The sequence below is a fragment of the Methylomonas sp. EFPC1 genome (genome assembly GCF_016925515.1).
GTDB classification, from domain to species: domain Bacteria; phylum Pseudomonadota; class Gammaproteobacteria; order Methylococcales; family Methylomonadaceae; genus Methylomonas; species Methylomonas defluvii.
This window is the reverse complement of sequence record NZ_CP070494.1, coordinates 1,180,104-1,205,103: the sequence shown is the minus strand read 5'-3', so window position 1 is coordinate 1,205,103 and position 25,000 is coordinate 1,180,104. Positions and strand designations below refer to the sequence as shown.

Here is a 25,000-nt window from a genome sequence, read left to right as displayed (position 1 = left end):
GTGTTAGGCATCCGCAAAATAAAAATCGGTTAACAGGCCTTTAAGCAAGCAGCGTTGCAACATGGCAGGCACGTTTGCATCGGGGTGATCGGTAAGCACAGTCTCGACTGTTCCGTTTAGCGTCGTGCCAACAGCCAACAACCGTAGAAATTGATATTCCGCTTGATCCAGACTATCGATTTCGACTTGCCGACCCGGACGGTACAGCAGCAAACGGCAAGCACCGATACGCAAATCGATGTATTCCCTGCCGGCGTCATCGGCCTGGTTACTGGCCCAGATCAGGGCTATCGGATAGTCCGAGGCGATGAAGCGTGCGCTGGGATGCAGCCTGAAAACCAAGCGGCCGTAGGCAGCGGGATCGATCTGCGCCAACGCTGTAGCGGACAGTATCGGCGCATCGGCAGCGTGATAGGCTTCGTGCCACAGCCACTCCAGCTTGGCGACATCGGCTAAATACGCCAAACTTTGCGCGGCGGCAAACCCGCTTATCAGCTCGGAAAAATGCGCGCCAAATGTCAACAGGCAAGCCGATTGCGGTGGGTAGCTTTTGATGTAAGCAGCAGCCAGCCCGGCAAAAAAGCCCTCGCCGACCAGACGGTTCACGACCGGATAGCTGTTGCGCAAGGCCGCCGTTAAACCAAGCAGGGTATTGTTTCGATAAATGGCCAGCCGTTGCTCGGCACTCAGGCCCTTCGACTTAACGCCCGCCGGCAACTGTTGGGATTCTTGCAACACGAAGCGGGAAAAATCCCGCTGTAACTCACGCAGCCTGTGCATAAACCTGCTCCATAACCCTGTCGGCTGTCGCGGCTTCCGCCACCAACACCGGCCAGGGCGGCAGATCGGCATCCCACTCGATCAAAGTCGGACGGCAACCGAAACGTTGTATGGCTGTTTGATAGAGTTGCCAGACCGCATCGCTGACCGGCGCGTTATGGGTGTCGATCAGAATGCTCTGCCCGCCGAATTGATTGACGGTATGCCCGGCCAAATGAATTTCGCCGACCTTGTCGGCAGCTATGTCGTTTAAATACGCCAGCGCCTGCCAGCCGTGATTTACGCAAGACACGTAAAGGTTGTTCACGTCCAACAAAATCCCGCAGCCGCAACGCCGGGTAAGTTCGTTGAGAAATTCGCTTTCCGTATAGCTGGAAAAGCCGTATTCCAAATAACTGGAAGGATTCTCGATCAACAGCGGTCTGCCTAAAAAATCTTGTGCCTGCGAGATGCGCGCAACTAAATGGGCCAATGTCTCATCGGTATAGGGTAAAGGCAGCAGATCGTTCAAGTACCTACCGCCAAAGGCACTCCAGCTTAAATGCTCGGACACCAGTCCCGGTTCGATCCGCCGAATCAGATCGCGCAGTTGCCGTAAGTGTTGCCGATTCAACGGGTCAACAGAACCCAGCGACATACCAACCCCATGCAAGCTGATCGGATAATCGGCTCGGATGGCTTCCAAGTCGCGTAACGGAATACCGCCGTTGCCGAAGTAGTTTTCGCTATGGACTTCCAACCATGCCGGCCGGACGGGGTGGTTTAGGGAATCCCGGTGATGCTGAGAGCGAAGGCCGATTCCGGCTTGCGCCGGAATCGCCGAGCTCACTGATACCTGTTTAGCGAGTGGCTTCGTGAGAGTCATGTGGTACTCGATTTAATGGTGAAAGGGTGTCATCTAAACAGCGCAGAACCTTGTGAGTGGGATGCCGGCAATCGCTGCCGGCATGACTGCGCTCTTTAACGGTTCGCGCGGCCTAGTAACCGGCGCCTGTGCCGTTATTTCATGTCCGCGGGCGCTTCCATGCTACCGCCGACGATGCGCTCGCAAGTGCCGGCAGGCACGGCGATAAAGGCATCTTTTTGATTATCGGCGGTGGAATGTCCGGCACAGGCATTAGACAGCGTTTTGCAGTCGTTTTTGCCGGCTTTGGCTACGCCGTAACATTTCTCCATATCTTTTTTGTCGGCGGCAAAGGCTACCGATGCCAAACCTGACGCCCCTAATACAATCAAAGAAGCCATGGCGGTCGATACAACAGTGTTTACGTTTTTCATCAGTCTTTTCCTAGTCGTTAAATGATTTAGTGGAGTCCACCGATTTCCCGGCAGACGCTTAACTAATGGCAAGCGGCATGCCAAAACGCTTTAAAATAAAATATGCAAATAAAAACAAATGCTTATAAATTACCAAGCAAATTCAAGCCGTATCCCAATCGCCGAAAATCCACCAATAGTTGTGGCTGCCGCGAATAGTTGCGGCTTGGTGTTGTGGCGGCCGCTGGTTAGAATGCTATTCAATGCAAGCAACCGGACCATTTCACTCATGCAAACTGTCGACTCGTCGGAACTGGCCATACTGCGGGCGCTGGTGGAAGGCACCGTGCAAACCACCGGCGAGGATTTTTTAAGATCGCTGGTGCGTAGTCTGTGCACGGCCATTGGAGTAGCGAACGGCTTTATCGCCGAATTCACCAGCGATAAAACCCGGATAAGGTCCTTGGCCTTCTGGGAGCACGGTCAATTTATAGACAATCAGGAATGGGAACTGGCCGGCACCCCCTGCGTCGATGTGCTGGCCGGCAAGTTGTGCCATTACCCGTCGGACTTGGCGAAAATCTTCCCCAAGGAAGAAGGCATAGAAAGTTATCTCGGCGTGCCCTTGCAAGACGCCGACGGCCAAATCCTCGGCCACCTGGCGATATTCGACGAACGGGCAATGCCCGAAGAACCCCGCTTGCTCTATACCTTCAAAATCTTCGCGGCCCGGGCGGCGGCGGAGCTGAATCGGATTCGGGTAGAAGAACTGCGGCAGCAGAGCGAACAGCGCTATAAGGATTTGTTCGACGAAGCGCCGATTGCTTATGTGCACGAGGACACCGATACCCGTTTCCAGGCCGCCAACCAGGCCGCCATGCGCATCCTGGGCATTACTCCGGAACAAGTGCCGGGTCTAATTGGCAGTTCCTTCGTACCCGACACGCCCGAAGCACAGCAGCGATTACAGCTGGCGCTCAAGTCCATCGAAGACGGTACGAATAGCGATGGCGTTGTTCTGGAATTGCGCCGCAGGGATAACTGCCAGCCGATTTGGATACAGTGGTGGTCCAAACTCGACCCCAGCCGGCAATACATGCGCACCATGTTTATCGACATTACCGAACGGGTGTTGATGGAACGGGAACAGGCCAGGCTGCAAGCGCAAAACCTGTATTTACAGGAAGAAATTAAATCGACGCATAATTTCGACGACATCATAGGCCGCAGTCCGGCGCTGCAATCCTTACTAAACCAAGTCCAGCGCGTCGCGCAGACCGACGCCTCGGTATTGATCCAAGGCGAATCGGGTACCGGTAAAGAACTGATCGCTCGCGCCATTCACGCCGCCAGTCCCCGGAAAAGCCGGCCGTTGATTAAAGTCAATTGCGCGGCATTGCCGTCCAATTTGATTGAAAGCGAATTATTCGGTCACGAAAAAGGCGCATTCACCGGCGCTATCAACAAACGCATCGGCCGCTTTGAATTGGCCGAGGGCGGCACGCTGTTCCTCGATGAAGTGGGCGAAATTCCGCTGGATGTGCAGGTCAAATTATTGCGGGTGATTCAAGAACGCGAATTCGAGCGGGTGGGCGGGCAAATACCCATCAAAATGGATGTGCGGGTGATTACTGCGACGAATCGGGATCTGCTGACGGAAGTAGCTGAAAAGAATTTTCGCGAAGATCTGTTTTATCGGCTGAATGTGTTTCCGCTGACCACGCCGCCGCTGCGGGAACGGCTTGAAGATATTCCGCTGTTGGTGAATTTTTTGATCGCTAAATTCGCGCCGAAAATCGGTAAAAAAATCACCGGGGTCAGTGGTCAATCTATGCAACGTTTGCAGAACTATCGCTGGCCGGGCAATATCCGCGAGCTGGAAAATATCATCGAACGGGCCGTGATCCTCACCGATACGCCGATATTGGACATCGGCCCGGAGCAGTTGCCCGCGACGGCCGACGCCGGCCTAAAACTCGTGGCAGCAGGCGGCGACACCAGCCTGGATAGCATCGCTAAAGAGCACATCCTCAGCGTCCTGGAACAAACCCGCTGGGTCATTGAAGGCCCCAATGGCGCCGCGCAACGCCTCAATTTAAAACCAAGCACCCTGCGTTACCGCATGCAAAAATTGGGGATCGCCAAAACCAATCGCTAGCGATAGCCGTTTCGAGAAAACGCTATCCCCCAGGCCTTTCGGGCTGAGCGGCGGCGTCGCCCCAAACAGCAGGAATCCTGAATAAGGCTGATAAAAAACTTGCCCCAGGGTATCTCCGACATTTCGGTATCCCCTGCTTGCCGGCAATCCGCAGCTTCAACTAGCGTGCCTCAGGACCGCGCAGGCATATCAGGCTTAGAATTTTTTCGGCCACGCGCCGATATTAATTGGTTTATATAAACCGTTTCTAGTCAATAGAACCGCTAACATCCTAATTCCCGCCGGCAAATAAGGTTGAAATAAGCCAAATTTCCAGGCCTGTCGATCTCACATTGGCTTTGGCAGACTACTTGCTTTGAGTGCTTACCAAGCACGATCAATTGCACAACTCCGGGATCGACCATGCAAACCAAACGTTTCATCTACAGTGCGGCACTCGGCTTGCTGAGTGCTATGCTGACTTCCCAGGTCCACGCCCAAAATGTGCCCATATCCCTGGATGAGGCGCTGACGTTGTTTTACCAGCGCAACCTGGATTTGATTGCCGCGCAATACAATATCGACCAATCCCGCGCCGATGCGATGATTGCCGCAGCGATACCCAATCCGACCCTGGGCGTGCAGATTTCCGAAATCAGCAACCGGCCCAACATGGGTTCAAATGCCACGGGCTGCAATCACGATGTCAACGTGTCCTGCGGCCCTGCCGAATATTTTTCCTTCAGCCAACTAATTGAAGTAGCTGGCAAACGCGGCCTGCGCATCCAAAGCAGCGGCTTCGCCACTCAGGCGGCGGAAAGCGACTTCCGCGATGCGGTGCGCATCTTTTCCAACATGGTCGAAGACGCTTACTATGACCTGCTGCTGGCGCAAAAGAACCGCTGGTTGGCGCAGGAAATTGTCGAGCATTACCAAACCATTGCCAAAGCCAACCAGCTCAGAATGAACAGCGGCGATATAGCCGAATCCGATTTTCTAAGGGTAAAAATGGAAGCGATGCGCGCGCAATCCGATCTGGATACTGCGCAAGCCGCAGTGGAGCAGGCCCAGGCCGGTTTGGCGGTGATCCTGCGCTGGCCGAACGACAGCCTGCATTTCGAAGCCAAGGAACAATGGCCGCAGATCCAAGACATCGGCCAAAATCTGTCCAAAGACGAGTTGATGAACAAAGCCCTACAACAACGCCCGGATTTACTGGCCGACAAACAACGGGCCGCCCAGGCGGAAAGAGAACTGGAATTGGCCAGGCGCCTGAAATATCCGGATGTGACCGTCAATGCTGGCTACGCCCGCGATCCCAGCAACAACGCGCTCAATTCGTTTTTTGTCGGCGTCAGTGTGCCGGTCCCGGTATTCGATCAATATCAAGGTCAATCGGACAAGGCGGCGGTGGCTTTAAACCAGAACCAGCTGGCGGTGGAACAAACCGAACTGAGCATTCGTAACGATGTCGCCAATGCTCTAGCCACCTGGAATAGCGCGGACAAAATCGTCCAGCGTTTCCAAAGCGGCTTGCTTGACGATGCTCTGGCGGTGCGCAACAGCGCGGAACTGGCCTACAGCAAGGGCGCTACCGGCGTACTGGACTTTATCGAAGCGCAACGCAGCTATAAAAACGTGATGCGCGATTACAGCCAGGCCATGATCAACCGCGCCAATGCCTATTACGATCTGGCCAAAGCCTTGGGCGAGGACGTCGGTAACAACACCGCAAACAATAAGGCCCAGGCACCTACTCAATTACCATAAGCTTGAACGAATAACCGATATGAATACTTCCGTGCCAACTTTTACCAAAATATCGCTGTTCTGCTGTTGTGTGCTGGCCGCGCAACTGTTGTCGGCTAGTTCGGACTCGGCCGACCCTAAACCTGCACCGCCCAAACCGCCCACACCCGTCGGCGAAGTGGTCCTGGCGCCCGACTCCCCGAAAAAAGCCTACGTCAAAACTGCGCATTTGACCTTGTCGCAACATCCTTTGCTGGAGCCTTTGGCCGGCAAAATCGTGTATGACGAAAGCCTGACCTCGCGTATCAGCTCGCCGGTCTCCGGCCGGGTTGTCACCGCGCCGATTGCGCTGGGCTCGCCGGTGCAGACTGGTTCGACCTTATTGGAACTCGACAGTCCGGATGTCGCCGACGCGGAAGCCGATTTCGCCAAGGCACAAGCAGCGGCCACTCTCGCCAATCATGCTTTCAATCGACAACAGGAACTGTACGCCGGCAAAGCCATTTCTCGCAAGGAGCTGGAACAAGCCCAGAGCGATTTGAGCAGTGCCCGCAGCGACCTGCAACGCGCTACCGACCGCTTGAAAAACTTGCACTTGTCCGCTCGCCAAGCCGACGGCCGCTTCGCGCTGCGGGCGACACTGCCAGGCATCGTCGTGGAACGCAACGTCAATCCGGGCATGGAAGTACGCCCGGATTTGGATACGCCTTTGTTTGTGGTTTCCGATCTCAAACATTTGACCGTGCTGCTGGAGGTGTTTGAAGTCAACATCGGCAAAATCAAACTGGGGCAGCAAGTCGCCGTGTCGGTACCAGCCTACCCCGGCGTGACATTTCCGGCCACGGTGCAATACATCGGCCAAGTGCTGGACGAAACCACCCGCACCGTGCAAGTCAGATGCAAACTGGATAATCCGGATGGCCGCCTGCTGCCGGGTATGTACGCCACTATCAGCGTGGAAAGCGCTGCGGACGACAAAGCATTCGTGATTCCGTTGACAGCCGTGTTTACCGAAGGTGACGCCGATTATGTATTCACGGCTTTTGACGACAACCGCTACCGGCAGCGCCGGATCGAGATCGGCTTGCGATTGAAAGACCAGGCGGTCATTACGCAAGGACTGGACGCCAATGAACTGTTGGTAACCGAAGGCGCGCTGATGCTGCGCGCCGAAGAAGAAGTCGAAACCGAAAGTACTCACCAGCCCTAGCGCCATAACCGGGACAATCATATGATCGAGCGCCTTATCGCGTTTTGTTTGCAACAACGGCTGATGGTCATCGGCGCCACGCTGGCGATTGCCGTCTCCGGCATCATCGCCTTCGAAAACCTACCGGTACAAGCCTTTCCGGACGTACAAAACGTCTTTGTGCAGGTCGTCACCCAGTTTCCCGGCCAGGCCCCGGAAGAAGTGGAAAAACAGATTTCGCTGCCCATCGAGCGGGAAATGAACGGCCTGCCGCATCTGTTGAATATGCGCTCGGTATCCATCTTCGGCTTATCAGTGGTGACGCTGACTTTCGACGATGCCGCCGAGGACTATTTCTCGCGCCAGCAAGTGCTGGAGCGCCTGCAATACGCGGATATTCCCAGCGAAACCAAGCCGCAATTAGGCCCCTTGTCCACCGGTGTCGGCGAAATTTTACGCTACGTAATCGATGCCAAAAACTTACCCTTAGTCGAGCAGCGTGCTTTACAGGATTGGATTATCGAACCGCGCTTGCGCTCGGTGCAGGGGGTTGCCGATGTGGTCGGTTTCGGCGGCGGCGTAAAGGAATACAAAGTCGCCGCCAAGCCGGACAGCTTAAAAAATTATCGCATCGACCTCAATCAGGTGTTTCAGGCGATTGCCGCCAACAATACCAATACCGGCGGCGGCTATATCGAACACGGCGACGAAGCCTTGGTGGTGCGCGGCACCGGTTTATTGAAATCCGCGGAGGAAATCGGCGAAATCGTCGTCACCTCCAACGACGGCGTACCGGTGCGCATCAAGGATGTGGCCGACATCAGCGTCGGACCGCAGCCGCGTAACGGTATGGTGGGCATGAACCAGCGCGACGATGTGGTCGAGGGCATTGTGTTGTTGATCAAAGGCCGCGACGCGGTCAACGTGCTGAATGGCGTGAAACAGAAAATCCAGGAACTCAATGAGTTTGGTTTACCCCCCGGCGTAAAAATCACACCGTTCTACGACAGGACCGAGCTGGTGGGCCACACCATCCATACCGTCGAACACAACATGATAGAAGGCGCGGTGTTGATCCTGATTATCCTGCTGGTATTTTTGCGGCGCTTCGTCGCGGCGCTGCTGGTGACGCTGATTATCCCGCTCTCCTTGCTGTTCGCGTTCATTTTGGTGGATCTGGGCGGCATCTCCGCCAATCTAATTTCCTTGGGCGCCATCGACTTCGGCATCATCGTTGACGGCGCGGTGGTATTGGTAGAAGCCGTGATGGTGCAAGTCACCCTGGATTTGCAACGCAATGCCGACATTCGCCACTTGCGGCAATCGCTGCTCACCACCGCCACTGAAATGGGCCGGCCCATCCTGTTTTCCAAAGCCATTATCATCATCGCCTTCTTGCCAATTTTTACCTTCCAGCGCGTGGAAGCCAAAATTTTTTCGCCGATGGCCTACACCCTGAGCTTTGCACTGGTGGCATCCATGCTGTTCAGCCTAACCTTCATGCCGGCCATGCTCACCTATTTACTGGGCCCGAAGCTGGCCGAGCAACACAATCCGCTGGTGCATGCGATGGAACATCGTTACCGTCAAGTGCTGGAGTGGGTATTACGGCATGCGCGAACGGTGTTTATTAGCGCGATTGCCGCACTGGTGCTGAGTTTCATGTCCGTAAAACTAATCGGCACCGAGTTTATGCCCAAACTCGACGAGGGCAATATCTGGCTGACCATCACGCTGCCGACGCCCGTATCGCTCACCACCGCAAAACAACTGGAACGGCAGGTGCGCGAAACCCTGGAAACGTTTCCGGAAGCCAAAACCATCATCACCCAACTGGGCCGCCCGGAAGACGGCACCGATCCGAAAGGCTTCAATAATCTGGAGGTACTGATAGACCTGAAACCCAAGGATACCTGGCGCTATCAGCGCAAAGACGATCTGGTGCAGGCCATGGACAAGGCGCTGGCGATTTTTCCGGGCATACTCACCAACTTTTCCCAGGTGATTCAGGATAACGTCGAAGAGGCAATTTCCGGGGTGAAAGGCGAAATCGCCATCAAAATCTTCGGTAGCGATTTGCAGACCTTGCAAGACAGAGCCGATCAAGTTACGCATATCCTGGCCGGCATACAGGGAGCCACCGATGTCGCCGCCGAGCAGCAAGCCGGCCTGGCGCAAGTGATCGTCGACATCGACCGGGCCAAGGTTTCCCGCTACGGCATCAATGTCGCCGATGTGGAGCGGGTGATGGAAATCGGCATGGGCGGCAAGGCAGCTTCGCAGTTTCTGGAAGGCGAACGCCGGTTCGACATCACCTTGCGTTACGAGGACAGCGCCCGCAATTCGGTGGCCAATCTGGAAAGTTTGACCGTGCAAACCCCAACCGGCCAACGCATTCCGCTCTCCGAGCTGGCCACCATCAAAATCAACCAAGGTGCGTCCCGTATCAGCCGCGAAGACAATATGCGGCGAATTGCCATCAAATGTAACCTAATCGACCGCGACCAAGGCAGCTTCGTGGCCGAGGCCCAACAAAAAGTCGCTGCGCAAGTCGATTTGCCACCCGGCTATCACATCGTCTGGAGCGGCCAGTTCGAAAACCAGCAACGGGCGATGAAACGTTTAGCCATCATCGTGCCGATCAGTTTGGGATTAATTTTTGTCTTGTTATTTTGGGCATTCATGTCGGTTAAAAATGCCTTGCTGATCGTGATGAACGTGCCGTTTGCGATGATAGGCGGCTTACTGATTTTATTAGCAACCGGCATTAACTTGAGCGTATCGGCCGCTGTCGGCTTTATTGCCTTGTTTGGGATTGCGGTGCAGAACGGCGTGATTTTGGTCTCGCAATTGAACAAATTGCGCCGGGACGGCCAGAAATTGCATGATGCCATCGTCAACGGCTCCGTGAGCCGCTTACGGCCTGTAGTGATGACAGCGTTAATGGCGATGCTGGGTTTATTTCCGGCTGCACTGTCCACCAGCGTCGGTTCGGAAACCGCCAAACCGTTTGCTATTGTCATCATCGGCGGCTTGATCACCGCCACGATTTTAACCTTAACCTTGCTACCCGCTTTGTATCGTTATTTTGCCGAGCCTGACGAGCTTTAGGGGACTACTATGAAAGAAATTCGCGCCTACGTGCAGCCGCACAAGCTCAGCCAGATCACGATGGCATTACTGGAAATACCGGGTTTTCCGGGAATGTCGATCATGGATTGCGAAGGCTTCGGCCGCGAGCGCACTGAGCACAGCCAAGATTACAAGCCGTTTCTGTTGAAAAAGCGTCTGGAGATTTTCGCCCCGGATGACTTGGTGGAGATTATTTTCGAAACCATCCTGCGCACGGCCCATAGCGGGCATCATGGTGACGGCAAGGTGTATATCCTCGACGTACAAGAAGGTGGCCGCGTCAGCAGCGGCGAACGGGATAAGGATTTGGGCTGAACCCCATGAGCCATCGATCTCTCCCGGCATTTTTCTACGGCGCACTGCTAGCACTAACGCTTTATTTTGCCAACGCGGATGCCGAGGAATTACAGCCTGCTGCCGACGACGGAAATTTTTCGTTTATGCGGTTGCTAGCCGACCACGACCTGCACGATACGGCCGACGAACGCTGGAATGCCTATGGCCAGGCCACTTACATATCCAGCTGGAAACCGGCCTTCCCTGCTCAATACACCAATCTCAACGGTACGCCGCACTCGCTGTTGCCGAATGCCGAACGCGCCTTTACCGGTACCGTCACCGCCTATTTTGGTTTGAAAGCCTGGCAAGGCGGCGAGATCTATCTGGCCCCAGAAATGATTTCCGAACTGCCCTTGTCGGACTTAAAAGGTCTGGGCGGCAGCATCCAAAACTTTGAACTGCAAAAATCCGGCTCGATCAGCGCCACTTGGTATAAATCGCGCTTTTACTTAAAACAAACCTTTAATCTGGGTGGCGACAGCCATGCGGTGAGCTCCGGGCCGCTGCAATTGGCGGGCAATTTTAATAGCCATCGTTTGGTGATCACCGGCGGCAATCTCAGCATCCTGGATATTTTCGATAAAAACAGCTACTCCGCCGACTTGCGCCAGCAGTTTCTGAACATAGCGTTTCTGACCAACGCCGCTTACGACTTTGCAGCCGACGCCCGCGGTTATAGCGTGGGGTTGGCAGCGGAATACTATTTTGACGACTGGACATTTCGATTGGGTCGCTTCGCCACACCGCAAAATCCGAACGACTTGCCGCTGGATTTTCGGCTGTTCAAATATTACGGAGACCAAATGGAACTTGAGCATCGCCACAGCCTATTTAAGCAACCCGGCGCGGTCAGGCTGTTGGCGTACCGGAACCGTGAGCGGATGGGACGCTGGGACGAAGCGATCGCCGCCTACCAAGCCAATCCGGCTCAAAACGCCGCCAATTGCACGAGCTTCAATTACGACTCTGAGAACAGCAGCGCCCCTGATCTGTGCTGGGTGCGTAAAGCCAACATCAAAACCGGCATAGGCATTAATGTGGAACAACAGTTAATCGACGGCGTCGGCGTGTTTCTTCGCGGAATGGTCAGCGACGGCAAAACCGAAGTGTATTCCTATACCTCGGCGGATCGCTCGCTCTCCTTCGGCGGCTTAATCGGCGGCGACAGTTGGGGCCGGCATTACGATGCTCTCGGAGTCGCTTACGCTTGCAGCTGGATTTCCGCCGGACATGCCGAATATTTACGTCTGGGCGGCGTGGACGGTTTTATCGGTGACGGCAACCTGCGTTACCGGCCCGAACAAGTAGTGGACATTTATTACAAACTGCGCCTGCTGCCTTCCGCCTGGATGACTCTGGACTATCAGCACATTGCTAATCCGGCTTATAACGCGGACCGCGGCCCAGTCGATGTCTATGGCGTCAGAGCGCATTTTGAGTTCTAGGCAACACTTCAGGAGTTCCCATGCCCCCCTCTTTAAAACATCTAAGCCTTTGTCTGCTGTTACTGCTTACTCCGCACATTAGCGTCGCGGAACAATCTTTGGCAATTGGCGAGGGTGAACGCCTACTGGTGCTGGCGCCGCATCCCGACGATGAAAGTTTAAGCGCTGCCGGACTCAGCCAACAGGTTTTAGCCCGAGGCGGCACAGTGCGCAGCTCAGTCGTCACCGCCGGCGATGCTTACGTTGGTGCAGTCATGCTGGACAGCGGTAAGCGCAACCCGTCGGCAGCGGATTATCTGGACTTTGGTGAAAAACGGCTGGAGGAGTCGCGGCGCGCGGCTCAGCTACTCGGCAATGGCTTTATCCATCTGGATTTACTCGGATTCTCGGATGGCAGTATCTACTCGGCGTTAATCTCGCATTGGCGGCGCAACCAGCCGATGCGCTCCGAATATACCGGCTTTGACCACGTCCCCTACCGGGAAGCGGAAGATCGGGGCCTGGCCCAAGACGGCCAGGATCTACTCAACGAGCTGGCAGCCATTCTGCGCGACACCAAGCCGACGATCATCGCCTTCCCGGATGTGATGGAAAACGATTCCGACCATGCCGGCTTGGGTATGTTTACGCTGCTGGCCGTCCATCAATGGCTATTGGAAACCCCGACACCGCGCCCACAGCCCAAATTACTGGCCTATCTGATTCATTGGCAACACGGCTGGCCGACCGGCTCCAATTGGGGCATTGCGCAGGACTGGAGCGATAAACCGCTGGTATTGCCCGCTGATTTGCCGCCACGCGGCCATAGCCGGGCTTGCGTCAATCTATCGCCCGCGCAAATCAACTTAAAGCGGGCTGCGCTGGCCGAGTACAAAACCCAACAACGCATCATGGGCGATTTTTTGTCGGCCTTCGTACGCAGCAGCGAGTGCTTTACCCTAGTCAAGCCCAACGACGGCAACCGTATCGAACAGGTTTTGGCGCATTGGCGGCAGGTACGCAAGACATTTGATAATCATCCCTTGAGTCGGCGTAAAATTTGAACGGACCTGCCCGCAAACTGGCGCTGCGCATGGCCTTCAACAACCAGAGATCTCGAATATGCTAAAACTTTTGCTACGTCCGGTCATTTTCGTCACGATCGTGATGAGCATACTGGTGATCGGCGAACTGCTGGCTATTGGCCGCCTGACCTGGCGCAATCATCAACGCATCCAGACCATAGAAACCGACATCGGCAAAGGCCACCACCTGGAAGAAACGATCTTCGAATTGCTGGAGCTGCAATCCCAATTGGCCTTGCATCGCAGCAACCCTGACCTGTCGGCCGAACACCTGAATGACATACAAGATCGACTGCTGGATTTACTGCAAGCCCACAACAACGGCACTGATTTCACGGTCTCGGTCGATTTGAACACCCTGCAAGCCAAATTCGCCGCCGCCAGCAACGGCGATCCGCAGGCGCTGATCGATTCCGTGAATATGATCCGGCAAGTCCTGGATCGGCAAACCAACGAAGAAGAGAAAATGCTGATCGGCGTTGAGGACGACAGCCAGTTGGAACTGCAACTGGCTGTCATTTTGCCGCTGCTGCTGTTTTGGATCGGCCATTATTTTTTTCGCAACAATGTGTTAGAGCCGCTGGATGCGCTACGCGATTTATTGTCCGGCCTGGCGGAAGGCGTGAAGCAGCCGATCACCCGCGAAACGGCCGACCCGATTTTGCGGGACTTGTTCGACCGCTACAATCACTTGGTCGAGCACTTGATCGAACTGGAACAGGAGCATCTGCATTACACCAATCGTCTGGAGCAGCAAGTGCGGCAGACCAGTCACGCTTTACTCGAACAAAGCCAGCGCCTGGCTAAAGCCGAGCGCTTGGCAGCCTTGACCGAAATGGCCGCCAGCACCGCCCACGAATTGCGCAATCCGCTGGCGATTATTCAATTTGCGCTGGAAAATTTGCTGTCTGAAGCCGTAGACCCCGATCTGCGCCAGCGTATCGGTCTATTGCATAGCGAAGTGCAACGCTTGACCAACCACCTGAATGACCTGCTGAGCTCGGCGCGCCATGGCAATAAAATTGCCCAACCTACCGATGTGAATGCAGTGGTCAACGACTTGATCACGCTATTCAAGTACCAGGCCACCGATAAAATCCAATTTACGGTGCAGGGAACAGCCGACAGTTCCTTGATGCTGCCGGAAATCGAATTCCGCCAAGCACTGTTAAATTTGCTGCAAAACGCTGTGCAGGCCATCGGTACCCGCAACGGAAGCGTGGAGGTGCAGATTGCCCAAGACGCCCAGCGCCTGTCGCTGACGGTGGTTGATAGCGGCGACGGCTTCGATGAGGCCTTTTTGCGGCAAGGCATTCGTCCGTTTGTCAGCTTGAAGGAGAAAGGCAGCGGCTTGGGATTGGTGATGGTGCAACGCTTCGCCAAAGACCTGGGCGGCCAGCTCAAACTGGACAACGATGCCGCCGGCCACGGCCGGGTCAGCCTGAGCTTACCTTTGACTTGAAACGACACACCCGCACAAATTCCAGCAATGCGCCGGCGAATACCCGTCAATCGCATACAATGCCGTAACTCGCAAACCAGCCATAACCATGATGACCAATACCCTGTTAATTATTGAAGATGAAGCCCTGTTAGCCTCCGAATTGGCGCGTTACTTTAGCAAGGGTGGCTGGGAAGTCAGCATTGCCCATTCCCTGCAACAAGCCGAACAGTTTCTCAGCGGACAAGCGCTGGACCCGCTGGTGGTGTTATCGGACATGAACCTGCCGGACGGCAACGCGCTGGATTTGCTGGAGAAACTCAAACCGGAAATCGGCAGCAGCGAATGGGTGTTTCTGACCGGCTACGGCAGCGTCGCCGATTCGGTGCGCGCGGTGCGCCTGGGCGCGTACGACTTTATCGAAAAGCCCTGTTCGCTGGACCGCTTGAATCTGTTAGTGGAAGGCGCCGCCCGTAGCGCCCGCGCCCAACGCCGTCTGGAACAACAAACCGCGTCGCAGAACCATCAATACAGCATCGACAGTTTGATCGGCTCCAGCCCGGCCATGAACCAGCTGCGGGCCATGCTGAAACAAATTGCCAACGTCCCGTTCTCCAGCCTGATCGTCAGCGGCGAAACCGGCACCGGCAAGGGCATGATCTCCCGCATTCTGCACTATTCCGGCAACCGCGCCCATGCGCCCTTGGTGGAGATCAACTGCGCCGCCCTGCCGCGCGAATTGTTGGAAGCCGAATTATTCGGCTACGAAGCCGGCGCCTTTACCGGCGCAAAAAAACGCCATCGCGGCCTGTTCGAGCAAGCGCATACCGGCACGCTGTTTCTCGATGAAATCGGCGAAATGGACCTGGATTTGCAAAGCAAGCTGTTAAAAGCCGTGGAAGATTTACGCATCCGCCGGGTAGGCGGTGAAGCGGAGATTAACATCGACGTGCAAATCATCGCCGCCACCAACCTGGACCTGGTGGAAAAAGTGGCCGAAGGCTTGTTCCGCCGCGATTTGTATCATCGCTTAAACGTCATCAACATCCGCATGCCAGCCCTGCGCGAACATAAGCAGGATCTGGATCAATTGGTGCCGCAATTTATCGCCGAATGCAATCGCAAATCGGCCAAGTCGGTCAGCCACATTCCGGAGCAAGCCTGGCAGATGCTGAAAAGCTACGATTGGCCCGGCAATATCCGCGAATTGCACAATGTGCTGGAGAGGTGCGTGTTGTTGTCCAACGATCATAATTTGCCGGTGGAATGGTTGCAGCTACAAGCTCCGCAAGCGACGACGGCTACACACAACGCCAAAGTCAATCAGGAAGGCGTGTTCATTCCGCTGGACGGCAGCATCAGTCTGCACGAAATGGAAAAATTCATCATCCAGGAAGCGCTAAACCGTAATGACGCCAACGTCACCGGCGCGGCGCGGATGCTAGGCACCACCCGGGAAACCTTACGCTACCGGGTACAGAAGTATCATTTGAAATGTAAATTTTGAGCAAAGCTGGTGTTGATTGGCTAATACGGGAGAGATTTATCTCGGGCAAAAAAATGCGCCCTGCCTGTCCGAAGAACTTCGACCAAACAGAGCGCCACGTCCACACATGAGAACAGGTAGGAGTAACAACACAATCTAAGTAGAGCAAGGTTGATGCCAAATAGCCTATTCCTTGATTTTTCTGGATTTATGGGATTTTTAACCGATAAAACGCCGGGAGATTTGCACCAGATACAACCAAAATCCGGCTGTTTTGCACCAGGATGGCTCAATTGGCGTGTCCACACCGATGGCTGCGTTCACCAAGCTCAGCATTCGACAAATTTGTGGGGCGTTCTCGCTCAGAACTCAACGATTGCACAAAATTACGCCAATTAACGAGCTCGCTGCGAGATAGCTCGAGATATTTTGGCGAAGCGTGGAGAAAAAGACTCGACGCATTTAGAAGAAATGCCAGGATAACCAAGCAGGGTTTCCCGCCGACGAATTCAAACCACCAAGCGGCCAAAGCCGGATATCTGGCGCTCGAATGTTCAACCCGCGCAGCTACAAAAATCGAGTCCGGCCTACCGAATTCTTTTAGGGCGCATCAGCGATAGCGCCATGCGCCGAATGATTTAACACCAACAGACGGCCCATGACGGATACGTCTATTAACCCCTTACGGCCTTGTTCTGAAACTTACCCCGGAGTCCACCCATGAGAAAATTAATTTTTGGTACATTACTGGCCGCCATCACCCAACTTAGCTACGCCAAGCCTCCAGAAGCCCGCTCCCTGCCGCTGGAGCAGATCAGTATCGAACACATCGACCTTCAAGGCCAGGTCCGAACCTGGAAACTCAATAAGGTGTGTATCGACCAGCAAGCTTACCTGCTGCTGATGAAAGGTTTGACCGAACCGATCAGTATCTCGCCATCCTTCAAAGATGGGAAACCGGAGCAATGCCGAGTCGCAGACTAAAGCCGGAAACGCTTACGATTATTCCTGCCTATGGCTTTATCGGGGTGGTTTTCTTCGCGTATGCCGTGCCAAGCATCGGAGCTTTTGAACGAGCAAATCGGCAAGATAGCCGACTTGCATGCGTAGGACCCGAAGTTTTGTAGGGCGCATTAGCGATAGCGTCATGCGCCGAATAATTGAAAGCCGACATACGGCGCAATACGGCTACGCCTATTGACGCCCTACGAATTGCGCCTCACGACCTTACCGTGAAATCAGGATGGTTTTCTTCCCGCATGCCGCGCCGAGCACCGGAGCTTTTGAACGGATCAGCCCGTTAGGGGCGATGCAGGGATGCATCGCGTTGCCGAAGGGGCAGGAAGCCCCTTTCGGCAACCCCGATCAAAAGCGAGGAGCGCAGGGAATAAGCGGCATCCGGGTGTCTTTTCTTTTGGATACTTTTCTTTGGACAAGCAAAGAAAAGTATCTCGGCTGTCGGGCCGAGACCCGACATTAAAACATGTATTAGCTCAGACCTGATCTGACAGTTACCGTTTTTGCGGGGTGTCTGTCAGATTAGATTTGGTTCAGATTTTTTTGAGCCCAAATCTGTTTTCCATCCAGCAAGGTATCCATCGGCGTTCTGCCGTTGCACATTCTGCCCTGATGAGTTCGGTCATTGTTGTAATAAACCAGCCATTCGTCCAGATCTTTTTGGAGTTCATCCAGGTCGCTATAGAGCTTTTTGCGGAACGTGACCTGATAGAACTCCTGCAAGATGGTCTTGTGGAAGCGTTCGCAAATCCCATTGGTTTGCGGCGACATGGCCTTGGTTTTGGTATGGTCGATGTCGTTGATCGCCAGGTATAGCTGATAATCATGCTGTTCGACCTTGCCACAATATTCTGTGCCGCGATCCGTCAGAATGCGTAGAACGGGTAATGCGTTGGCTTCATAGAACGGCAATACTTTGTCATTCAGGATGTCCGCGGCAGTAATCGGCGTTTTGGTGGTGTACAGTTTGCAGTGAGCGACTTTGCTGTAGGTGTCCACGTAAGTCTGCTGGTAAATCCGCCCAACCCCTTTGAGGTTGCCAACGTAAAAGGTATCCTGCGAACCCAGGTAACCGGGATGGGCTGTTTCGATTTCGCCGCAGGCTTGATCATCCTGCTGCTTTTTCTCCAACGCCGCAATCTGCGCATCGCTCAGCATTAACCCTTCGGCGGCTACCTTGGCTTCCAGTGCTTTAAGCCTCTTTTTAAAGTTCTCCAGGTCATGCCGTAACCAGATGGAGCGAACGCCGCTGCCGGATACGAATACCCCTTGTTTACGCAGTTCATTACTGGTTCGATGCTGTCCATGCGCTGGCCACTCAACCGCATAGGCTTTCACTGCCAGCTCAATGCTTTCATCGACGCGATTCTTCAGATTCGGAGACCGGCGGTTTTTGTCGATTAAGGCATCAATGCCACCTTCGGCTACCAGCTCTTGATAACGATAAAACGTATCGCGCGAGACACCCATCACCTTGCAGGCTCTGGAGACGTTATTCAGTTCTTGGGCTAAATTTAACAGCCCCGCTTTGTGTTTAATGATCGGATTGTTTGTATGGATCATGAGAGTTACCTTTTGTGTTTTGTGTAAGGATTCGACACCCCTATCAAAACCGGTAACTCTCATCTTTTCAAGTCGATGTGTCAGATCAAGTCGTGACTAATACATCTAAAACACTAGGAATAGGTGGGCGATCGCCAGGTTCGCAAGACCATGTATTCAAAGGTCCGCTCCAAGCACTCTGCCTGCCCAACGCAACAACTTCCATTATCGTGCTTATGACGAAAAAGAAACCGGCAAAGTAACGTTTGGTGAGGCGTGACATTTAACAAGTGATTACAAAGTTTCTGAATGCCATGCCAGTATCCCCCTATACCACCAACCTCGGCACCGCCGACAACAACCTCTGAGTATAAGCATGCTCCGGCGCCCCACAAACCTTAGCAGTCAAACCTTCCTCAACAATCTTCCCCTTATACATCACCACCGTCCGATCACTGAGATACTCCACCACCCCAATGTTATGCGTGATAAACAACAAGGTCAGATTCCGCCGCCGACGAATATCGAGCAGCAATTGCAGAATTTCCGCCTGCACCGACACATCCAGCGCACTGGTGATTTCATCGCACACCACAAACTCCGGATTTAGCGCCAAAGCCCGCGCCAAGCCGATGCGTTGCCGCTGACCGCCGGAAAATTCGTGCGGGTAGCGCCACAGCGATTCGCGGCTGAGTTGCATGTCTTCCAACAGTTGCCCGGCCAGTTCAATGCGTTGTTCTTGATTGGCGCCGATGCCATGCACCTTCATCGGTTCGGTCAGCGTGGTTTCCACCAGCAAGCGCGGGTTCAGCGAGGATTGCGGGTCTTGAAAGGCAATCTGCATCTTGCGCCGCAGCGGCCGCAGTTCCCGCGCGGACAAGCCGGTGAGTTCCTGGCCGTCGATACGGATGCTACCGGCCGTCGGCAATTCCAGTTGCAACACCGCCCTGCCCAAAGTGGTTTTGCCGCAGCCGGATTCACCGACCAAGGCGACGATTTCACCGCGCGGAATATCCAGCGATACTTCATCCACGGCCTTTACATAGTCGACGGTTTGCCGGAACAAACCTTTTTTGATGGGGAACCAGACTCTCAAATCACGGATTTGCAGTAGCGGCTCGCCCTGCTTCGTCACTATTTGAGCGGAACTCTTATGACTATCCACATCTATCCGAGCCGAGCTGGTAGTCCCCTCTCCCTCCGGGAGAGGGCTAGGGTGAGGGGAGTTCATCGAAACGTTTTGCGTTGACTGTAGCCTTAAGCCGGCGCGCTCCAGTACGGAAAGCAGTTTTTTATCGCTCTTACTCAGCAACTCATCCGACAGAGGGGGCGAGTAAGGTGAAGCATTGATTTGCATCCCCTCACCCTGCCCTCTCCCGAGGGGAGAGGGTTCTGCTCTCGCTATTACGACGGGCTCCTGTGAAATAGTTAGATTTTCCGCGCTTGGCGATTCGGCGGTTTCGGGAACAGAAGGATTGGCACCTAGGGCCGCCCTGCCCGGTTTGGCCAGATTCTCCGGCACCGCGGCCAACAATTGTTGGGTATAGGGATGCTTAGGGTTGCGCAGTAGTGATTTACACGCGCCGACTTCCACCAGTTTACCCTGCTGCATCACGCCCACCCAATGCGCCATCTGCGCCACCACACCAAAATCGTGGGTGATGAACAGCATGCTCATGCCAGTGTCGTCCTGGAGTTTGCGCATCAGGCGCAAAATCTCCGCTTGCACGGTCACATCCAGTGCGGTGGTCGGCTCGTCAGCGATCAATAACTGCGGCTGGCAGGCTAGCGCCATAGCGATCATCACTCGCTGGCGCTGGCCACCGGATAACTGATGCGGATAGTCGCGGAAGCGACTGGCGGCGTTGGGAATTTGCACCTGCTCCAAGGCCTTGATAGTCCGCTCGGTGGCTTCGGCGTCGTCCATATCGGGATGATGCAATTGCAGAGCCTCGGTGATTTGCTCGCCGATGCTCATCACCGGGTTCAAGGAGGTCATAGGCTCCTGGAAAATCATGGCGATTTTTAAACCACGCACCGTTCGGATACCGACATCATCCAGGCTTAACAAATCCTGGCCGTTCAACAAAATCTCGCCGCTGGGGTGCGACGCCACACCGTCCGGCAATAAGCGAATCACCGACAAAGCACTGACCGACTTGCCGCTGCCGGATTCGCCGACCAGGCAAAAGGTTTCGCCTTTGGGGATGCTGAAACTGATGTCGTCCACAGCTTTGACTTCGCCGCCACCGGACCTTAGATAAGTGCGCAGGTTGCGAACTTCCAACAAGGGCTGGCTCATGATTTGACCCCGGCCTTATCCGACAAGCGCGGATCGATGGCATCCCGAAACGCTTCGCCGATCAAGTTGTAGGCAAACACCGTCATGAAGATAGAGCCGCCGGGGAACACCGCCATCCACCAGTTAAAGGTCGAGGATTTGACGGCCTGATCCAGCATCGCCCCCCAGGATGGCGCATCGACCACGCCCAAGCCCAAAAAGCTTAAGGTCGCTTCCGACAGTATCGCCCCGGCTACCCCAAAGCTGACCGCCACCAATAAAGGTGCGACGCCGTTGGGCAGCATGTGGCGGAACAAAATCGAGCTTAAGGGCAAACCGCTGGCGACCGCCGCTTGCACGTAATCTTGTTTGCGCAGTTTCAAAAATTCCTGGCGCACATAACGGGCATAACCGGACCAGCCGGTGACGCCGATGATTACCATCATCATGTATAAGCTACGGCCGAAGAAGGCCACGAAAGTCAGCAGTAAAAACAGCGTCGGAATGTCTTCAAAAATCTCCACTAGGCGCATGCCCAACATATCGACGATACCGGAGAAATAGCCCATCAAGCCGCCAACCACGATACCAATAGCCAAGGCGATGCCGGAGGCAATCAGGCCGATGCTCAAGGAAATGCGGCAGGCATGGATCATCCGGCTTAACACGTCGGCACCGTTTTCTTCGGTGCCCATCAAATGGGTATGACCTTCCGTAGCGAACGGCGCTTCCAGGCCTTTGCTGCCCAAATCCCGCAGGTAATCGACGGGGGCATAGGGAACGGGCGGCATGATTTTCCAGTCCACTTGCGTGTAAGCGGCACTGCGGAAATCGTCGTAAATTACCAGTGCCGGCGGTTTGACGAGGCTATTCACCAGCACGGCAGCCAGGGCGCTGCCCAGCAAAAACAACAGAATCTGCTTACCGCCGTCGATGTTTAGCCGGTATACCGCCAGGGCAATGAAAAAGCTGGCCAAGATCCAGGCGTCTTCGACGCTGAGGTATTCGAGCACCGGCGCGGAAATCACGCCATTCTTGCTCATCAATAAAGGCATGGAGTTAGCGAGAAACGGTGCAAACACCGCGCAAAACACCAGCAGTGCTACCCAGCCCAAACCGAATTTGACACCAACGCCGGCCAGCGTTTTGCGCCAGATCCGCGCAGAAAAAGATTCGCGACTGCTCACGGGCTTAGTCATAACTCACCCGCGGATCGGCCAGGGTGTAACAGAAGTCGGCAATCAGATAGCCGATCAGCGTGAGAAAGCCGCTGATCCAGGTGATCGACAACACCAGTTCGCGGTCGCGGCCTTTCACCGCTTCCACCGCCAATTGGCCCATGCCGTTGATGCTGAATATGTTTTCGACGATCAAGGAGCCGGCCAACAAACTGGGCAGCAAACCCGCAGAGACGGTTATCAAAGGCAATAAACTATTGCGGAATACGTGCTTCCACAGCACATCATTCTCAGCAAGGCCCTTGGCGCGGGCGGTGCGGGCGTAATCGGCGTGCAGGTTTTCCAGAATCGAGGTGCGGGTGAGTTTGGTCAGCGCGGCAAAGCCGCCGTAGGACAGGCAAATCACCGGCAAGATCAGATGCCAGATTCTATCCAGCAGAAAACCGCGCACGAACCCGTCGTCGTCCCAATACGGCAGGAACGGCATATCCTGCGCTTCGCGGCTGCTGATACCGGCGGTCGGGAACCATTGAAAGTACTGAACATTGGCAAAAAAACCCAATAGTAATACGCCCGCCAACATGGTCGGAATCGACCACAAGGCCAACATTGACATGCCGGCGCCGACGTCGAAAGCGCTACCGCGCTGGGTGGCGGCCTTCATGCCGACCATGATGGCGATGATATAGGTAAACGGCAGGGTAACCAGATTGAGCAGCAAGGTGATCGGAATGCGCTCGGCCAGAATGTCGGACACCGGCCGACCGTATTGAAAGCTGGTGCCCAGATCCATACCCTTGCTGAAGGAAAACTCGCCGCGCTGGCCTTGGGCGTCGGTGACAAAGCCAATCGGCGAGACATTATTCAACCAGCGCAGATACTGCACCGGGGCCGGCTGGTCCAAACCGTAGCGCTTATTGTAATAGTCCAGCAGCGCCTGCTTCTCCTGCGGCTTCATGTCCATGCCGCCGATCAAAGTCTGGGCGCTGATGCCGCCCGGCGACATAGCCATCACACTGAACACCAGCACGGTGATACCCAGCAAGGTGGGGATCATCAGCAGCAATCGCCGCAACAGATAGGTCAACATCGGCGAATCCTTGGCCTATTGGGTGTATTTTTGCTGCGCCAGCGGCACGTAATTTTCCAGCGGCAAGGAACCGAAGTTCAAACCCAGCTTGGTCATTTGCAGGTTGTGGATGCGCTTGTCGACGAACAGCAGACTCTTGCGGCGCATCAGGAAGGTATAGGGTTGGTCTTCGTAAAGAATATGTTCGGCCTGCTGCCAGAGAGGCATACGTTTGCTCTCATCAACGGTGCGGCGGGCGTCGTCGATTAATTTATCCAAAGCAGGATTTTTGTAACTGACGTAGTTATCACCTTTGCTGACGGCTTGCGAGCTATGGAAGATTTGGTACAAATCGGTTTCGATACCGCTGGTCCAACCCAGAGTAATCGCGTCGAAATCTTTTTTATCCAGATTTTCCAACATCACCGGCCATTCCTGCGGGGTTGGAATTAGCTTGACGCCGGCGCGGGCGTAGAGATCTTTCAATAAAAGCACTATGCGTTTAGTGTCTTCGTTGGCTTGAAAGTAGGTCAGTTTAAATTCAAAGGGTGCACCGGCCTTATCTTCCAATACGCCGTCGCCATTTTTATCCTGATAGCCGGCATCTTTTAGCAAGGCTTTTGCTTTATCCAAATCGGCTTGATACGGCTGCAAGGCCGCGTGATGCTGTTTGCTGGTTTTACTGAACGGACTGACCGCCGGCTCGGCGTAATCCAACATCACATCTTTAATCACCCGGCTGACGTCGGTGAGATAGGTCATGGCCTGGCGCACGCGCTTGTCGGCAAAACGGGTTGGCTTGCCGCCGCGTTCCTGGTTCCAGCCGATGTAGCTATAGCCGACGACCGGTGGCATGTATTCGAAGTTTTGGCTCTTGGCCTGGATTTGCGGGTCTTTTTTCAATTCCTGATATTCGACGGGTCTAGCCGAATAAGAATCGATGTCGCCATTGCGGAACGTGGTTAAGCGCGCGCTATCGTTTTGAATGATCTTCCAGAGAATCCTATGGTACGAAGGCTGCACATCTCCCCAGTAACGCTCGTTGCGTATCAGCTCAACATTGCCTTTGTCAGGCGTCCAGTTTTTCGGATCATTTAATCGGTAAGGACCACTGCCCAATAACAAACCTTTGGATTCGTTGAATTTTTGCGGTTCTTTTAAATACGGTTCGTAAAAATGTTTGGGCAGGATACCGATGCCACCGGCCAAGGACAACGCTTCGAAATACGGCTCTTTGAAGGTAAATACCACTTCGTACTTGCCGTTGGCTGTGACGCTTTTGATCTTTTCCAGATAGGCGCGTTCGCGCGGCGCCTGGATGGCGTCGGTCATGATGAAATTGAAACTGAACACCACGTCGTCGGCGGTCAGCGGTTGACCGTCCGAGAAATTCACGTCCTCCCGCATCCGGAAGGCAATCACCAGCCCGTCTTCGCTAATCGTCCAGTCTTTGGCCACCAAGCCTTCCCATTCCAGGGTATCGGGGTTGCGGGTGATCAGGCTTTCCAACACATAGCTTTGGACGTTGGAGGCGTAGGCATCGCTGGACACCAGTGGCGTGATGGTTTTCAGGTTGGTGCCAAAGGCTTCCACGCTCCAGTCGCCTTGGGCATAATCCGGCTGGCGACTGGCGGCGTAAGCACGTTGAAACGCTTGGGCAACTTCGCCGTTCGCGGTGGAATTTGTTGATGCGTTTGCGGGAAGCGCGCCCGAGCTAATCGCCCCGCGCAGTTCGCGCATATCTTTGGCTTGCTCCGACAGAGCAGCTTGCATCTCGCTCAATTTCAGCCATTGCCGGTCGATTTGATACATGGCCAATATGATCAGCACAATGGTTAAACTGAGCAGCGAATAGAGAATCCAGTCTCGGGTTGAGGATTGTGTTTGCATGTGT

Annotated in this window: 19 protein-coding genes; 11 read left to right on the top strand and 8 right to left on the bottom strand. The window is 54.5% G+C overall.

From position 1 onward, the window contains the following. Positions 1 to 3: 3 nt before the first annotated feature. The 3 genes from JWZ98_RS05695 to JWZ98_RS05685 all read right to left on the bottom strand — a co-directional run bounded on the left by JWZ98_RS05695 (position 4) and on the right by JWZ98_RS05685 (position 2,058). A complete protein-coding gene (locus JWZ98_RS05695) occupies positions 4 to 780 on the bottom strand; it encodes a putative DNA-binding domain-containing protein (protein WP_205453590.1) in 777 nt (258 codons plus the stop codon). Beyond that, on the bottom strand, positions 764 to 1,645 hold the full coding sequence (locus JWZ98_RS05690) for a DUF692 domain-containing protein (protein WP_205453589.1): 882 nt from the start codon (positions 1,643 to 1,645) through the stop codon (positions 764 to 766). The genes JWZ98_RS05695 and JWZ98_RS05690 overlap by 17 nt, the downstream gene beginning before the upstream one ends. Positions 1,646 to 1,779: 134 nt before the next feature. Further along, positions 1,780 to 2,058 (bottom strand): DUF2282 domain-containing protein, encoded by a 279-nt coding sequence (locus JWZ98_RS05685; RefSeq protein WP_205453588.1) that lies wholly within the window; start codon positions 2,056 to 2,058, stop codon positions 1,780 to 1,782. A gap of 268 nt (positions 2,059 to 2,326) precedes the next feature. Here JWZ98_RS05685 and JWZ98_RS05680 point away from each other — a divergent pair, with 268 nt between their 5' ends. From JWZ98_RS05680 to JWZ98_RS05630, 11 genes are all read left to right on the top strand, one after another. Further along, a complete protein-coding gene (locus JWZ98_RS05680) occupies positions 2,327 to 4,195 on the top strand; it encodes a sigma 54-interacting transcriptional regulator (protein ID WP_205453587.1) in 1,869 nt (622 codons plus the stop codon). 402 nt (positions 4,196 to 4,597) lie between these two features. After that, entirely contained in the window at positions 4,598 to 5,944 is a 1,347-nt protein-coding gene (locus JWZ98_RS05675; RefSeq protein ID WP_205453586.1) for a TolC family protein, read from the top strand. Positions 5,945 to 5,963: 19 nt separating this feature from the next. After that, positions 5,964 to 7,133 carry an efflux RND transporter periplasmic adaptor subunit gene (locus tag JWZ98_RS05670; protein ID WP_205453585.1) on the top strand — a complete coding sequence of 390 codons (1,170 nt, stop codon included), beginning with the start codon at positions 5,964 to 5,966 and terminating at the stop codon, positions 7,131 to 7,133. Between the two features lie 21 nt (positions 7,134 to 7,154). Further along, positions 7,155 to 10,223 (top strand): CusA/CzcA family heavy metal efflux RND transporter, encoded by a 3,069-nt coding sequence (locus tag JWZ98_RS05665; protein WP_205453584.1) that lies wholly within the window; start codon positions 7,155 to 7,157, stop codon positions 10,221 to 10,223. A 9-nt stretch (positions 10,224 to 10,232) separates the two neighbouring features. Next, positions 10,233 to 10,559, top strand: a complete 327-nt coding sequence (locus JWZ98_RS05660; RefSeq protein WP_205453583.1) for a P-II family nitrogen regulator — start codon at positions 10,233 to 10,235, stop codon at positions 10,557 to 10,559. Between the two features lie 5 nt (positions 10,560 to 10,564). Then, positions 10,565 to 12,028, top strand: coding sequence for a carbohydrate porin (locus JWZ98_RS05655; protein ID WP_240348230.1), 1,464 nt, complete (start codon positions 10,565 to 10,567; stop codon positions 12,026 to 12,028). A 20-nt stretch (positions 12,029 to 12,048) separates the two neighbouring features. Next, positions 12,049 to 13,071 carry a PIG-L family deacetylase gene (locus tag JWZ98_RS05650; protein ID WP_205453582.1) on the top strand — a complete coding sequence of 341 codons (1,023 nt, stop codon included), beginning with the start codon at positions 12,049 to 12,051 and terminating at the stop codon, positions 13,069 to 13,071. Between the two features lie 58 nt (positions 13,072 to 13,129). After that, positions 13,130 to 14,554, top strand: a complete 1,425-nt coding sequence (locus JWZ98_RS05645) for a HAMP domain-containing sensor histidine kinase (RefSeq protein WP_205453581.1) — start codon at positions 13,130 to 13,132, stop codon at positions 14,552 to 14,554. A 91-nt stretch (positions 14,555 to 14,645) separates the two neighbouring features. Then, the gene (locus JWZ98_RS05640; protein ID WP_205454395.1) at positions 14,646 to 16,040 is read left to right on the top strand and encodes a sigma-54 dependent transcriptional regulator; all 1,395 of its coding nucleotides are present in this window, start codon (positions 14,646 to 14,648) and stop codon (positions 16,038 to 16,040) included. 153 nt (positions 16,041 to 16,193) lie between these two features. After that, complete coding sequence (locus JWZ98_RS05635) at positions 16,194 to 16,418, top strand: hypothetical protein (RefSeq protein ID WP_205453580.1); 225 nt, start codon at positions 16,194 to 16,196, stop codon at positions 16,416 to 16,418. Between the two features lie 321 nt (positions 16,419 to 16,739). Next, entirely contained in the window at positions 16,740 to 17,003 is a 264-nt protein-coding gene (locus JWZ98_RS05630) for a hypothetical protein (protein WP_205453579.1), read from the top strand. A gap of 555 nt (positions 17,004 to 17,558) precedes the next feature. On the opposite strand, the gene JWZ98_RS05625 is transcribed toward JWZ98_RS05630, so the two are convergent. From JWZ98_RS05625 to JWZ98_RS05605, 5 genes are all read right to left on the bottom strand, one after another. Then, positions 17,559 to 18,599 (bottom strand): IS481 family transposase, encoded by a 1,041-nt coding sequence (locus tag JWZ98_RS05625; protein WP_205450216.1) that lies wholly within the window; start codon positions 18,597 to 18,599, stop codon positions 17,559 to 17,561. Positions 18,600 to 18,906: 307 nt separating this feature from the next. Next, the gene (locus tag JWZ98_RS05620) at positions 18,907 to 20,880 is read right to left on the bottom strand and encodes an ABC transporter ATP-binding protein (protein ID WP_205453578.1); all 1,974 of its coding nucleotides are present in this window, start codon (positions 20,878 to 20,880) and stop codon (positions 18,907 to 18,909) included. After that, on the bottom strand, positions 20,877 to 22,058 hold the full coding sequence (locus JWZ98_RS05615) for an ABC transporter permease (protein WP_205453577.1): 1,182 nt from the start codon (positions 22,056 to 22,058) through the stop codon (positions 20,877 to 20,879). Before JWZ98_RS05615 ends, JWZ98_RS05620 begins: the two co-directional genes overlap by 4 nt. Further along, positions 22,051 to 23,127, bottom strand: coding sequence for an ABC transporter permease (locus JWZ98_RS05610; RefSeq protein ID WP_205453576.1), 1,077 nt, complete (start codon positions 23,125 to 23,127; stop codon positions 22,051 to 22,053). Before JWZ98_RS05610 ends, JWZ98_RS05615 begins: the two co-directional genes overlap by 8 nt. A gap of 15 nt (positions 23,128 to 23,142) precedes the next feature. Then, positions 23,143 to 24,996 (bottom strand): peptide-binding protein, encoded by a 1,854-nt coding sequence (locus tag JWZ98_RS05605; RefSeq protein WP_205453575.1) that lies wholly within the window; start codon positions 24,994 to 24,996, stop codon positions 23,143 to 23,145. Positions 24,997 to 25,000: the final 4 nt, after the last annotated feature.

Excerpts from the sequence above, each read along its gene's own strand:
- JWZ98_RS05695 (WP_205453590.1), bottom strand. The coding sequence starts at position 780 with ATGCACAGGCTGCGTGAGTTACAGCGGGATTTTTCCCGCTTCGTGTTG.
- JWZ98_RS05690 (WP_205453589.1), bottom strand. The coding sequence starts at position 1,645 with ATGACTCTCACGAAGCCACTCGCTAAACAGGTATCAGTGAGCTCGGCG.
- JWZ98_RS05685 (WP_205453588.1), bottom strand. The coding sequence starts at position 2,058 with ATGAAAAACGTAAACACTGTTGTATCGACCGCCATGGCTTCTTTGATT.
- JWZ98_RS05680 (WP_205453587.1), top strand. The coding sequence starts at position 2,327 with ATGCAAACTGTCGACTCGTCGGAACTGGCCATACTGCGGGCGCTGGTG.
- JWZ98_RS05675 (WP_205453586.1), top strand. The coding sequence starts at position 4,598 with ATGCAAACCAAACGTTTCATCTACAGTGCGGCACTCGGCTTGCTGAGT.
- JWZ98_RS05670 (WP_205453585.1), top strand. The coding sequence starts at position 5,964 with ATGAATACTTCCGTGCCAACTTTTACCAAAATATCGCTGTTCTGCTGT.
- JWZ98_RS05665 (WP_205453584.1), top strand. The coding sequence starts at position 7,155 with ATGATCGAGCGCCTTATCGCGTTTTGTTTGCAACAACGGCTGATGGTC.
- JWZ98_RS05660 (WP_205453583.1), top strand. The coding sequence starts at position 10,233 with ATGAAAGAAATTCGCGCCTACGTGCAGCCGCACAAGCTCAGCCAGATC.
- JWZ98_RS05655 (WP_240348230.1), top strand. The coding sequence starts at position 10,565 with ATGAGCCATCGATCTCTCCCGGCATTTTTCTACGGCGCACTGCTAGCA.
- JWZ98_RS05650 (WP_205453582.1), top strand. The coding sequence starts at position 12,049 with ATGCCCCCCTCTTTAAAACATCTAAGCCTTTGTCTGCTGTTACTGCTT.
- JWZ98_RS05645 (WP_205453581.1), top strand. The coding sequence starts at position 13,130 with ATGCTAAAACTTTTGCTACGTCCGGTCATTTTCGTCACGATCGTGATG.
- JWZ98_RS05640 (WP_205454395.1), top strand. The coding sequence starts at position 14,646 with ATGACCAATACCCTGTTAATTATTGAAGATGAAGCCCTGTTAGCCTCC.
- JWZ98_RS05635 (WP_205453580.1), top strand. The coding sequence starts at position 16,194 with ATGCCAAATAGCCTATTCCTTGATTTTTCTGGATTTATGGGATTTTTA.
- JWZ98_RS05630 (WP_205453579.1), top strand. The coding sequence starts at position 16,740 with ATGAGAAAATTAATTTTTGGTACATTACTGGCCGCCATCACCCAACTT.
- JWZ98_RS05625 (WP_205450216.1), bottom strand. The coding sequence starts at position 18,599 with ATGATCCATACAAACAATCCGATCATTAAACACAAAGCGGGGCTGTTA.
- JWZ98_RS05620 (WP_205453578.1), bottom strand. The coding sequence starts at position 20,880 with ATGAGCCAGCCCTTGTTGGAAGTTCGCAACCTGCGCACTTATCTAAGG.
- JWZ98_RS05615 (WP_205453577.1), bottom strand. The coding sequence starts at position 22,058 with ATGACTAAGCCCGTGAGCAGTCGCGAATCTTTTTCTGCGCGGATCTGG.
- JWZ98_RS05610 (WP_205453576.1), bottom strand. The coding sequence starts at position 23,127 with ATGTTGACCTATCTGTTGCGGCGATTGCTGCTGATGATCCCCACCTTG.
- JWZ98_RS05605 (WP_205453575.1), bottom strand. The coding sequence starts at position 24,996 with ATGCAAACACAATCCTCAACCCGAGACTGGATTCTCTATTCGCTGCTC.